The organism is Arachidicoccus sp. BS20, assembly GCF_001659705.1.
Classification (GTDB): Bacteria; Bacteroidota; Bacteroidia; order Chitinophagales; family Chitinophagaceae; genus Arachidicoccus.
In genome coordinates this window covers 139,593-152,380 of the sequence record NZ_CP015971.1, presented here as the reverse complement: position 1 = coordinate 152,380, position 12,788 = coordinate 139,593, and the positions used below count along the sequence as shown (strand labels likewise).

12 protein-coding genes are annotated in these 12,788 nt (G+C 39.1%); 6 read left to right on the top strand and 6 right to left on the bottom strand.

The features are described 5' to 3' along the window. Positions 1–76: 76 nt before the first annotated feature. The 4 genes from A9P82_RS00695 to A9P82_RS00680 all read right to left on the bottom strand — a co-directional run bounded on the left by A9P82_RS00695 (position 77) and on the right by A9P82_RS00680 (position 2,266). Positions 77–682 (bottom strand): superoxide dismutase, encoded by a 606-nt coding sequence (locus tag A9P82_RS00695; RefSeq protein ID WP_066202971.1) that lies wholly within the window; start codon positions 680–682, stop codon positions 77–79. A 118-nt stretch (positions 683–800) separates the two neighbouring features. Then, positions 801–1,244 carry a nucleoside deaminase gene (locus A9P82_RS00690; protein ID WP_197492199.1) on the bottom strand — a complete coding sequence of 148 codons (444 nt, stop codon included), beginning with the start codon at positions 1,242–1,244 and terminating at the stop codon, positions 801–803. Position 1,245: 1 nt separating this feature from the next. After that, the gene (locus A9P82_RS00685) at positions 1,246–1,875 is read right to left on the bottom strand and encodes a hypothetical protein (protein ID WP_066202968.1); all 630 of its coding nucleotides are present in this window, start codon (positions 1,873–1,875) and stop codon (positions 1,246–1,248) included. 1 nt (position 1,876) lies between these two features. Beyond that, positions 1,877–2,266 (bottom strand): c-type cytochrome, encoded by a 390-nt coding sequence (locus A9P82_RS00680; protein ID WP_066209437.1) that lies wholly within the window; start codon positions 2,264–2,266, stop codon positions 1,877–1,879. Positions 2,267–2,560: 294 nt separating this feature from the next. On the opposite strand from A9P82_RS00680, the gene A9P82_RS00675 reads away from it, so the two are divergent. Beyond that, positions 2,561–3,478 (top strand): PfkB family carbohydrate kinase, encoded by a 918-nt coding sequence (locus A9P82_RS00675; protein ID WP_066202965.1) that lies wholly within the window; start codon positions 2,561–2,563, stop codon positions 3,476–3,478. A gap of 120 nt (positions 3,479–3,598) precedes the next feature. Here the strand turns inward: A9P82_RS00675 and A9P82_RS00670 are convergent, their stop codons facing one another. Beyond that, complete coding sequence (locus tag A9P82_RS00670; RefSeq protein WP_066202962.1) at positions 3,599–3,955, bottom strand: SnoaL-like domain-containing protein; 357 nt, start codon at positions 3,953–3,955, stop codon at positions 3,599–3,601. A 27-nt stretch (positions 3,956–3,982) separates the two neighbouring features. Then, entirely contained in the window at positions 3,983–4,414 is a 432-nt protein-coding gene (locus A9P82_RS00665) for an SRPBCC family protein (protein WP_066202959.1), read from the bottom strand. Between the two features lie 127 nt (positions 4,415–4,541). Between A9P82_RS00665 and A9P82_RS00660 the strand changes: the two genes are divergently transcribed. The 5 genes from A9P82_RS00660 (at position 4,542) to A9P82_RS00640 (ending at position 12,748) form a co-directional block, all read left to right on the top strand. Continuing rightward, complete coding sequence (locus tag A9P82_RS00660) at positions 4,542–5,522, top strand: GlxA family transcriptional regulator (protein ID WP_066209434.1); 981 nt, start codon at positions 4,542–4,544, stop codon at positions 5,520–5,522. Between the two features lie 107 nt (positions 5,523–5,629). After that, positions 5,630–8,758 (top strand): glycoside hydrolase family 31 protein, encoded by a 3,129-nt coding sequence (locus A9P82_RS00655; protein ID WP_066202957.1) that lies wholly within the window; start codon positions 5,630–5,632, stop codon positions 8,756–8,758. Positions 8,759–8,967: 209 nt separating this feature from the next. Beyond that, a complete protein-coding gene (locus A9P82_RS00650) occupies positions 8,968–10,476 on the top strand; it encodes a tetratricopeptide repeat protein (protein WP_066202956.1) in 1,509 nt (502 codons plus the stop codon). Between the two features lie 49 nt (positions 10,477–10,525). Then, on the top strand, positions 10,526–11,512 hold the full coding sequence (locus A9P82_RS00645) for a class 1 isoprenoid biosynthesis enzyme (protein WP_066202951.1): 987 nt from the start codon (positions 10,526–10,528) through the stop codon (positions 11,510–11,512). A 24-nt stretch (positions 11,513–11,536) separates the two neighbouring features. Continuing rightward, complete coding sequence (locus A9P82_RS00640) at positions 11,537–12,748, top strand: hypothetical protein (RefSeq protein WP_066202948.1); 1,212 nt, start codon at positions 11,537–11,539, stop codon at positions 12,746–12,748. The last annotated feature ends 40 nt before the right edge of the window (positions 12,749–12,788 follow it).

Sequence of the window (12,788 nt, the reverse complement as noted above, 5' to 3'; positions counted from 1 at the left end):
TCATCTGTAAGTAAATTATTGAATAAAATAAAAAGGTGTAAAGAGAAATTCCTTACACCTTGCGAAAATAAACTAATTATTTAGCCGCAGCGTACAACTCTGCTACTTTTGTCCAATTAACCACATTCCAAAATGCGCCCAGATATTCAGGACGACGGTTTTGGTATTTCAGGTAATATGCGTGTTCCCACACATCTACGCCGAGAATTGGCGTACCTTTTACTTCTGCAACATCCATCAAAGGATTATCCTGATTGGGTGTAGAAGTTACTTCTAATTTTCCGTCCTTCACAATAAGCCAAGCCCAACCGCTGCCGAAGCGCGTAGCGCCTGCTGCATTGAATTTTTCTTTAAACGCGTCAAACGAACCGAATGTTGCATCGATTGCTTCAGCCAGTTCGCCTGTTGGCGTTGCTCCGTTATTTACTGCAAGAATATTCCAAAAAAATGAGTGATTCCAATGTCCGCCGCCATTGTTGCGGACTGCGGGCGAAATACTTCCTGCGACCTTTACGATTTCGTCCAAAGTTTTATTTTCATTGTCTGTACCTGCAATGGCTTTGTTGAGATTGTCCACATAAGCCTGATGGTGCTTACCGTGATGAATCTGCATAGTTTGTGCGTCAATGTAAGGTTCCAGAGCGTCGAAGGCATAAGGTAATGCCGGTAATGTAAATGCCATAACTGATAAATTTTAATTTATAAATAGATTGATTTTGAAAAATTACATCAAGCCGCATTTTTCAATTGGCTTGCTAATTTACTGCATAATTTTTTTATGAACAATTGATTATGAAAACTTAACGCTTATTTCTAAAAAAAGATTTCATCAATGCAGCGCATTCATTTTCCAAAACACCGGCAACGACTTCTGTTTTTGGATGAAAAGGTTGTTGCGCCACATATTTTTTAAACCCGTTCTTTTCATCGGATGCACCATAAATAATTTTCCCGATTTTGCTCCAGTACAATGCGCCGCAACACATGAGGCAGGGTTCAACGGTTACGTATAAAGCCGCATCGGGCAGGTATTTTGCGGACAAAGCATTGCAGGCTGTTGTAATTGCCAATACTTCTGCGTGCGCCGTGGGGTCGTTTAACAATTCAACCTGATTATGTCCCCGCGCAATAATTCTATTATTTAGAACAACAATTGCGCCAATGGGAACTTCGTCCGCATCAAACGCTTTTTGTGCTTCGCGCAAGGCTTGCTGCATAAAATATTCATGGGAAAATTCCATCATCTCAATCTTCGGAATAATGCAGATTTTTTAACTTAGATGAAGTGTAAGCACTCGTTTCAATGCAATCTTTATCCTTAGTTCGGTACAAAGTTATTTGTTGTTTAGCCAAATCGACCAAATAAATCAAAGGACGGACTATTTTTTTAGTTTCAACGTTCCGTCCCACTAAAATTAATTTAGCATCAGATTGCCATACCACGTCCTGAATTTGCGATGAAATGCCACAGAACAAAATTTTCCGTTCACTTTTTTTCTGCAAATCGTACAAGATTATTTGTTGCTCTCCGGAATTATCAGATGCGATTTTATCATCTTTCTTTTCCATATTCAGCTCATAGCCGTAAATATCAACAAACCTTTGTTTATTATCCGAAAAATAAAGTACAGGCTTGAGCAGCCCGATGTAATTGACAAATCCTGAATCACTGGTGTTAAGCGCACTCGCATCGTGCAACTTAACCGTGGATGCGATTTCAAATTTTTCCAAATTAAAATTTTTGAATGTTGCAGTCCAATCTTTCAACTCATTGTCAAAATTTGTTTTATACGACAGCAAAACATTTTCATTCGTAAAACTGCTGAATACAAAACAGAATGCAGCTGCAACCAATAAATTAATTTTTATACGCATCTTATTTACTCTTCAACAACAGAATATATTTTACTATTTGCTTTGCATCGTCCAGCGATAAAGTCGGATGCGGCACCATGGGTACGGTTCCCCAATGCCCGCTCCCACCGCTGATGATTTTTTTTGCCAGCATATCGATGTCTGTGCTGTCATATTTATTTGCCACATCGGTGTATGCAGGTCCGGTTCCCTGCCCTGTTACATTATGACAAGTGAGACAATCACTTTTTGAAATTAAATCCAAACCTTTCTTGTAATCCGAATTTTTAGAAATGTCATCGGCAGTAGAAGTTGCCGTACCCGATGCGTCTTTGGCTGAACTATTGCCTCCGCCGCAAGCCGCAAAAGCCATTGTAAGTACTGTGCCGAACAGAACGATATACTTTTTCATTCGTATATTTTTATTGTTTTTAATTTGCCTAATACCAGTCCGACCGAAATCAGACAGAGGAAACCTCGCAATTCTTCCAATGATAAAAATTATTAAACGCCTGGTTTCAATTTGAATAGCTTTTATAATGCTGAATGCCGTAAAATTATGCAAAAACAGTTACAAACAATCGTTGTATAAATAAATTATAACATTATACTGTATTCTTTAAATTACTTCGGGATATTTACGCTACATTTACCGTAAAAGTAATAGGTTTGCGCAGTTTATTATTTTAAACCTTTTTAACAAAATATGGCATTAACAATTGTCGGCACAATGGCTTTCGACGCAATCGAAACTCCGTTTGCCAAAACTGATAAAACCATTGGCGGCTCTGCCACATACGGTGCGTTTGCTGCAAGCAATTTTACCAACAATATTAACCAGGTATCAATTGTCGGCTACGATTTTCCGACGGAAGTATTAACTGAATTGAACAATTTAGGCATCCACACCGAAGGCGTTGAGATAGTAAAAGACAAACTTTCTTTTTTCTGGAGCGGGAGATATCATCTTGATATGAACTCACGCGATACTTTGATTACAGACCTGAACGTACTTGCAGATTTCAATCCCGTATTGCCCGAAAGTTATCAGAATACCGATTATTTATTTTTGGGAAATGTTGCACCTGCAATTCAAAAATCCGTCATTCAGCAATTGAAGCAAAGACCGAAATTAATCTTGCTCGACACAATGAATTTCTGGATGGAAATTGCGCTGCACGATTTGCTCGAAGTGCTTACGATGATTGACATTCTCGTCATCAACGATGGCGAAGCGCGGCAGCTTGCCAATGAATATTCTCTCGTAAAAGCCGCGAAAAAAATATTGACAATGGGACCAAAGTATCTCGTGATTAAAAAAGGCGAACACGGCGCATTGCTCTTTTATGATAAAGAGGTGTTCTTCGCTCCTGCCCTTCCTTTGGAAGATGTTTTTGACCCGACAGGTGCAGGCGATGCTTTTGCCGGAGGCTTCATCGGTCATCTTGCAAAAACAGACGATATTTCTTTTGAAAGTATGAAAACAGCCATTATCATGGGTTCGGTTACGGCAAGTTTTTGCGTGGAAAAATTAGGAACAGAAAGATTGCGCAGTATTACAAAACAAGATATTGAAACGAGAATGAAAGAGTTTGTGGGCTTAACTAAATTTTCAGTTTATTAATAAATTGCCACAGATGCACAAATGAATTGTTCCTTTATTGTTATACAGATTAATATTTCGTATTCATTGGTGCATTCGTGGCAATAAACTTATCTGTTCATCTGTGACTATCGCATCTCTTTAATAAAAAAACTGTTCCGAAATAATTTTCCCGTCTTTCACTTCGTACAGCATTATTTCATTAATCTGTATTCTTCCAAAACCATCAACGGTAAAATCCATTTCTCTTCCAACAGCAAAATAATTGCCTGCCATCACAGGTTCTGTCGTATGAAAATGATGCCCTGCTGTGATACGCTTTACCCAATCTTCGCCTTTCTTGCGAACATTCGCTTTACCTTCTGCATAGCCGAGATATGGAGAATTTTCAGGGTCAATGCTTTTCACATTTTCTGCAAAAAGTTCGTCCTGGATGTCAAACCATTTTTCTTCTTTTGCAAGTTCATTAAACCGTGCTGCAACTTGTTGTACTGTCATTTTATTTTCAATTTAAAGTGATGAATATTATTGTAATTCTCTTTTCAGTTTGTCCAAATAACTCGTCCAGCCGAAAGAACAATCTTTGTAACATTCCATTTCGGGCGTTAAGCCTTCATGAGTAAAAACAACTTTAGTCTTTTTTCCTTCGGGAATAATATCAAAACAAATTTTAGTACCAACCCACTCTTTTTCATCGCCGACAAAAGTGAATTTACTATCTGTAACAAGCCAAACAATTTTTGCATTGGGAACAAGCTCCATTAATTTTTGTTTTGAATAATGAGCACCGCCGCCTGCATGGAAAGTAAATTCATCATTCAGTTTTTGGCTTGCGCCGTTTATCGTTTCTTCGTACAAACCGAACCACCATTTTTCAACATTCAATAATAATTGAAAAACTTCCTCGGACGTCTTTGAAGTTTCAAATGCGTAAATAAAATTTTTAACTGCTTTCATTAAATAATACTGTATGGTTAATATGGCAAAGCTATTATCCAAGTATTACTTTATGAGTGTGTAAAAAAGACTTTTTAAAGGGTTGATTTGGACAGTGCAATTTTTTATTTTTGTAAAAAGAAAATTAATGAAACATATAACCATATTGGTTCCTGACGGGCAGAATAATTTAAGCAGCATCGTAGGCGCATACAAGATATTTACACGAGCCAATGCGTATTGGAAAGAAAATAATAAGAGAGAATTGTATAAAATAGAATTAGCCGGCATTTCAAAAAAGGTTGATTTTTATGACGGTTTGTTTACGGTAAATCCGCACACAAATATTTCCCGTATAGCTAAAACTAATCTTATCGTTATTCCATCTCTAAATCACAATTATCAGCAAACAGTAAAGATAAACAAGCCGTTGATTGAATGGATTGAACAACAATACAAAAACGGTGCAGAAGTGGCAAGCATCTGCACCGGCGCTTTTTTGCTTGCTTCGTCCGGTTTGCTGAACGAGAAAACCTGTTCTACACATTGGTCTGCTGCAGATAATTTCAAAAGCATGTTTCCCAAAGTCCATTTACAAACCGACAAATTGATTACCGATGAAGGCGGCATTTATACAAATGGCGGCGCATATTCTTTTCTCAACCTGATTATTTATCTGGTAGAAAAATATTTCGACAGGCAAACTGCAATCTTTTGTTCTAAAGTATTTCAGATTGAAATGGACAGGCAAAGCCAGTCGGCATTTATTATATTCAAAGGTCAAAAACAGCATGACGATGAAATAGTGAAGAAAGCACAACTTTTTATCGAAAACCATATTGACGAAAAAATATCTTTTGAAAACCTGTCTTCTCAACTCGCCATCGGTAGACGGAACTTTGACAGAAGATTTATTAAGGCTACAGGCAATACGCCTTTAGAATATGCGCAAAGGGTAAAAATAGAAGCTGCAAAAAAAGCCTTTGAATCCAGCCGTAAAAACATTGGCGAAGTAATGTATGAAGTCGGCTATTCAGATGCAAAAGCATTTCGCGAAGTGTTTCGCAAAATCACAGGATTGTCTCCATTGGAATATAGAAGCAGATATAACAAAGAAGCTGCTATATAGAATTTACGCAAACGTTTCCTCACAAAACCGCGCCAAATCAACTTTCGTTTATCTATTCTTTTAAATTTGTCTTTTACAAATTTCATTTCTCATATCTCAAAATTATCATGCACAAAAAATTTTCAATTGCATTATGCGCAGCGGTTTTAACAGGTTCTCTTTTTGCACAAAATAATCAGCCGAAAGATTCAAAAGTTTTCTGGAGCGAAAATTTTAAATCGGGAAAATTGCCCGACGGATGGAAAAATGTGGATGAATATAACAAAGGTGCAGAGTGGATTGTAACTGACCAGCCGTTTCCCGGTTCGTACCAATATCAGCAGCAAGCACCGCCAATTGCATCCAAAAGCCGTGGCGCGTATTTGACTTATCAGCCGGGTTATTTGGTGGATGAAGACCAAGCATCTTGGGTAAAGAAACATGAATATCCAGATGCGTATATACAAACAACCGCAATCAATTGTGCCGATAAAAATTCTGTTGTTTTAAAATTCCAGCAAACATTTCGCTACAACAATTTTAATGCAGAAAAAAATGCAGGCTTGTATGTCGGCATCAGCACAGACAGCGGAAAAACCTGGCACGATATAAACGTGATGGAAAAGGAACCTGCATCTACCGATATGCTTGTACCGTTGAAAGAAGAAATCAATATTTCGCAATACGCCGCGCATCAGACGAATGTCATGTTGCGTTTTTACTGGCGCGGTTATTATAGTTGGTATTGGATGATTGATGATATTGAACTTGCCGAGGCATATCAAAACGATGTTGCGATTACGCGTCTGCTTTCACACAGCGAAGAAGATAACGATTTTAAAAAGAATGACCGGTTAGTTGTACAACTAAAAAATACGGGAAGTGAAACTATCTCCAGCAATTTTACCGTAAAGGCAAATGTTGATGATAAAGAACTAAGTGCAACTGTTGATGCAAGTACACATCCGCTTAAGTCGGGCGAAACGGTTGATGTAACTTTTCCGGCGATGGATTTGACCAACAAGCCTGTTCACAAAGTTCACTTTAAAACCAATTTGGATAATGATGAACGAAAAGATAACAACGAGCTTTGGCTCACATTGAATGCAAAAGAATCATCTATCGGAAATATTTCTGCTTTCAAGAAAGACAATGCACATGAATTTACTTTTACATCGGGTCCTTCAAAAATCAAACTCATTTTTTATTCCAACGATATTTTTCGTTTGTGGCTCACGCCCGACGGCGAGTTTACCAATCCCGCGGACAGCGAAATTGTGGTGGATTATTCCATCAAAAATCCGCAGGTAAATTTTTCCGATGCAGGCGATTATTACAAATTTCAAACTCCCGACTGCGTTGTTCGTGCTTACAAAAATCCCTTGCGTTTCGGTTTGTACGATAAAACAAATACCAAAGAAATATGGCAGGAAAGCAAATCGTTGCAATTTGGTGCACACACCATTCAGACAATGGTTCGCCAGCCCAATGAATATTTTTACGGCGGCGGTATGCAGAACGGATATTTTTCGCATCGCGGAAAAACAATTCTGATTGAAAAAGGCGGCGGCTGGGATGATGGCGGACGCGCTAATCCTGCACCGTTTTATATGAGTACGGCGGGTTACGGCGCATTCAGAAATACATTTGATATTGGCAAATATGCGTTCCTCGACACACTCAGTTTTTCGCACAATGAAAACCGTTTTGATTGCTTTTATTTTTACGGACCATCGTTGAAAAATATTTTAAACGAATACACGGAAACAACAGGTCGTCCATTTATGATTCCGCGTTGGGGCTTGAGTTTGGGAGACGCCAACTGTTATAATCGCGGCGCAAAAAAATCCAACCAGCAGATGAATGTTGGCTCTCACACCACAGGTCATAACGGAACTACACCGGATGTTATTAACATAGTTGCCGACAAATATATTGAGAACAATATGCCCCGCGGATGGATTTTGCCAAACGACGGTTACGGTTGCGGCTACACCGATTTGGATTCAACCGTAAAAGAATTACACAAGCGCGGCTTCTGGACAGGCTTGTGGACGGGCAACGGCGTTGAACAAATTGCAAAAGAAGTCGGGCAATACGGAACAAGATTGTGTAAGCTCGATGTGGCCTGGGTTGGTCCCGGCTACAAATTCGGATTGGACGGATGTCGCACAGCTTATGAAGGAATCGAAAACAATTCTAATGCACGCGGCTTTATCTGGAGCGTGATGGGCTGGGCAGGAACGCAGCGTTATTCAACCATTTGGAGCGGCGACCAATACGGCGGAAACTGGGAATATATTCGTTTTCATATCCCAACTGTGATTGGTTCCGGCTTATCCGGATTTAATTATGCAACAGGCGATGTGGACGGTATTTTCGGCGGAAAAGATACCACGTATGTACGCGACCTTGAATGGAAATCTTTTACGCCTGTATTTATGGTTATGAGCGGCTGGGCAAAGAAAGATAAGCAGCCATATATTTACGGCGAGCCTTATACATCTATCAACAGAAAATATCTTGAACTGAAAATGCGCATGACGCCTTATATGTACACACTCTGCGCAGATGCGCATGAGACGGGCGTTCCGGCGGTTCGCGGCATGGTATTGGAATTTCCGAAAGATTCTGTTACGTGGGGAACAGCTACACAATATCAGTTTATGTATGGTTCATCGCTGTTGGTTGCGCCGGTGTATGAAGCAGGCGAAACACGCGACAGCATTTATCTGCCAAAAGGTGAATGGTTCGATTATTTTACGGGCGATAAATACAACGGCAATCAATGGTTGCGCCACTTTGATGCACCTTTGGACAAGTTGCCTGTATTCGTAAAAACGGGTGCGATTATTCCGCTCTATCCTGCAATGAATTATGATGCGGAAAGAAGAGCAGATACTTTAACGTTGGACATTTATCCTTCGGGAAAATCGTCTTTCAATATGTATGAAGATGACGGCATTACACGCGATTACCAAAAAGGCGGATTTGCTCGAACCCTAATAGAATCAAGCGTTGCGAGCGATGCAACAAGCATTACCATTAATGCTGCCAAAGGAAATTATAACGGAAAATATTTGCAGCGTTATTACACATTGTTGGTTCATGGTAATAAAACGCCGAAAGCCGTTTACCTCAACGGCAAGAAAATAAATTCATTCTCTTTCGATGCAAACGATAAGCATGGAATAATTCATATTCAAACAAATGCTTTAAGTACAGCAACAACACAAAAGATAGTTTTGAAGTTTTAGGATTTGGATTTTGTTTGTAAAAAAGCCTGTCAAGATTTTGGCGGGCTTTTGAATTTTAGATTAATTATTTGTAAAATATACATACATCAACTACATATTTTACAACTATCTCACAAGTATCCGCCACACTTTTAACGCTCGTTCTTTGCTGCTTATCGGGCGAAATACTTATTTTGCAAACGGTACAAAACACTCTAAAAGTTATTCTTATGTTCTTGCTCAACCTTACTGTTTCCGCAAAGCGTTTTTTATTATTGATGATAGTTGTATTTACTGCATGGCAAGGACGTGCTGCATCCTATGTTTTCGATTATAATGAGCAATGCGGCAGAGCATATAAAGAATTTCTATCGCTGCACCTGACGGAAGCAAGTTTACTCATAAAACAGGAAGAGGCTGCACATCCCGATAACCTGATGGCTGTTTTTCTTAGCGATTATCAGGATTGCATCACATTATTGATGAATGGCGACGAAGAACAATTTGACCGGCTCAAACCCAATCTTGACAAGAGAATTTCCTTAATTGAAAAAGGCGATAAAAATTCTCCGTGGTACAGAGCCTGCAAAAGCGGTATGTATATGCATTGGGCTATGGTATATGCCCGTGCCGGCGAGCAATACAGAGCAGCCATTTATTTCCGTAAGGCTTACCTGCTGGCTAAGGACAACCAAAAAGCATTTCCTTCATTTGTGTACAACAAATATTTTCTTGGCATTTGCGAAACCGTCATTGGCACAATTCCCGATGAATATAAATGGCTGGCTTCTGTATTGGGAATGAAAGGCAATGTAAATGTAGGCATAGCCAAACTTACCACATTTATCGGCTCTACGACATCAACCGATTTATTCCGGTACGAAGCAATATTGGCATCTTGTTATCTGCGTTTTTATCTTCAACACAAACAGGAAGACGTATGGAGATATGTTAACAGTCGCAATTTTCCTATCGACGGCTATCCGCTGAATGCTTTTGTAAGAATAAACATTGCGCTCAACTATCACAAAACCGACGTAGCGCTGGCAACTTTACAATCTATACAGAATACAGATGCATACAACCTGTTGCCGATATTTGATTATGAAATGGGTTATGCGCTATTGACTAAGCTGGAAAACAACGCACCGGCATATTTTCAAAAGTATATTGGCAGAACCAAAACTCCATCGTTCATAAAAGACGCTTATATGCAAATGGCACAAAGCTATTATTTGCAGGATAATCTTCAGAAAGCAAGTTATTGTCGCAGGCAAATCAAAAACGAAGGAAACGCCAATACCGATTCCGATAAGCAGGCAGTACGCTTTGCCAACAATAATGCATGGACTGCCGCGCCTGTGCTAAAAGCACGCTACCTGATAGACGGCGGCTATTACAATCGCGCCTTAGAAGTGCTGAACGGATATAATCCCAAAACATTGCCTACTGTTACCGACCAACTGGAATATTATTTTCAAACGGCAAGAGCCTATGACGAATTGGGCATGAATGATAAAGCTATTTATTACTACCAAACAACTATAAATATGGGTAAAAACAGAAAAGAACATTATGCGGCACGCTCTGCTTTACAGTTGGGTTTTATGTATGAACAAGCAGGCAAAAAAGAAGAAGCAATCAAAATGTATAATCAATGCCTAAGCATGAAAGGACACGATTTTCAGAATAATATAGACCAGCAGGCGAAAGCCGGTATCAGCAGGCTAAATTCATAAAGTTACTCCCATTAATTATAGCAATGGTTTCCGGTTTTAATTTTGCAGCATGAGTCCATTTTTCAGTTTCAGGGAAATAGTTCCGTTAGCTTCGGAAAGAAAGCAGCAGATTGCTTATCTCAAAGCTGTCATAGAACCTGAGCTGGCTGCACTGGAAAAGCAATACAATACGGCATTTTCCAAACTGACACAACAAAAAATTTTCGACTATTACGCTGTATTTGTTCCAGTAGTCCTGGGGAAAAGTTTTTGCCGCCTGTTCGGCAGAGATTTACAGCCGACAGAACTTCGGCTTCAAACATTGCAAGGTATTATTACACCATTTTTCGATGACTTTTTTGACATTGAAAATCTGCCGGACGAACGTATCCGGCTGATGATGGAAAACCCATTTGAGGCAACTCCCCACACATTAATGCAAGAGGCTTTTATCAAATATGGAAAAGAAATAAAAAGCAATGTAAAAGATATTTCATTCTTCAACGACATTTCGGAAAAAGTTTTTGCTGCCCAAATTTTATCAAGGAAACAGGAACTTTCCAGCATCAGTCGCGACGAAGTGAAAACTATTACTGCCAAAAAAGGCGGAACATCTTTATTGTTTTATTACAGCGTACTGGACTTACCAAAAGACGATACAATTCTACAAATAATATATGACACGGGAAGCCTTCTGCAATTGAGCAACGATATTTTTGACACATACAAAGACAGGGAAAAATCCATTATCACGCTGCCGGCTTGCTATACCAACATTGTTGAACTGCATACTTATTTTACAGAGCAATACAACACACTTTGCGATAAAATATTGTCGCTTCCCTTTCCGAAAAAAAACATCCGCAGCTTTTTCTTCAGAATAAATGTTATGCTTACACTTACTTTCGTAGCTTTGGAACAATTTGTATCGATACAGGAAAAACATGGCGGGAAGTTTATCTTAAAAAATTGCAGCCGCAAAGAATTGATATGCGACCGTGCTAAAATGTCCAACCTTGTAAAATGGTTTCGGTACACGTACCAATTACATAACTGATTTTTCATACCAAAAAAACTGGCAATGAGACCAAAGCATGCAATTTCTTTGCTGCTGAGTGTTTTAATGCTGTTTTCAAACATCCGGATACTCCGCGCGGCATCTCCGGCAGACAGCATCGTTCTGCGGATACTTAAAGACCTTGAAACTATGCAAATGAAAAACGATAATGCGGACGGCTTTAAAGGTATGTATCCTACATTGCGCCGCTGCTTTGGATTTCCCCAAAGAACAACGCGGGACAATTCTATTTTTTTTACAGGAACCATCAATTTTACATTAAGAGGCATACTTCCTTTTTTGTCCCACAAGCAGCAAATGCTTGTCGAGCAACTGCTTCACAATTCAGAAAATGCTTATCCCCATTATAAAAATAAAAAAGGATTGCCTTACTATTATTTCCGGCAAAATAATGGCGAAGTAATGCTCCACTCTATTATCTTCTCAAAAAAAATTGCAAGCAACGCCGCTTCTTCGGAAGACATTGACGATACATCAATCTTATTACTCAGCATGAATGCACCGGACAGCACAGCGGAACTGGCGAAAGCCATCTTTGAAAGTTTTGCTAACACTCGCCGTGGACGAACGGTCAATAGCTTTTACAAAAAATATAAACATATACCGACTTACTCTACATGGCTGGGACCTAAAATGCGTGTAGATTTTGACCTTAGTGTATTCTGCAACGTGCTTTATTTTGTAAATAAATACCAATTACCCTATTCCGCTGTTGACTCTGCAACAGTATATATTTTAGCAGATTTACTCCGTCGAAAAACATATCTCAACGACGCTGCGTATTGCTCGCCCTATTATTACTATCCTGAAATTATTCTGTATCACATCAGCCGGCTAATGGGCACGTTTTATATTGCTGAACTTGAGCCTTACCGCAAGCAGATTATAAATGATATTTATACACGCTTAGCCGAAACAAACAACGTAATGTATAAACTGATACTGCAAACATCTTTGCTCAGACTTGGCGAGAAACCTATACCGACTGAAGATATTTCGGCTTTGTATTACGCAGTTACGCATCTTAAAAAACCGTTCTTTTTCTTTCAGGCAAGAGCCGGTTCCCAATATCCGAATATGGTAAAAAGAAGCATGATGCGGATATCATATATCAACTACGGATTTACTTCGCCGACATATAACGAAGTATTATTGTTGGAATATATAGTGCTGAATAAAGAAATGAAAATTCAACAACAAATGAGTTGCCGTTGATATGATGCTAAACATTAAAAGCAAGACGTTTTCATGTCTT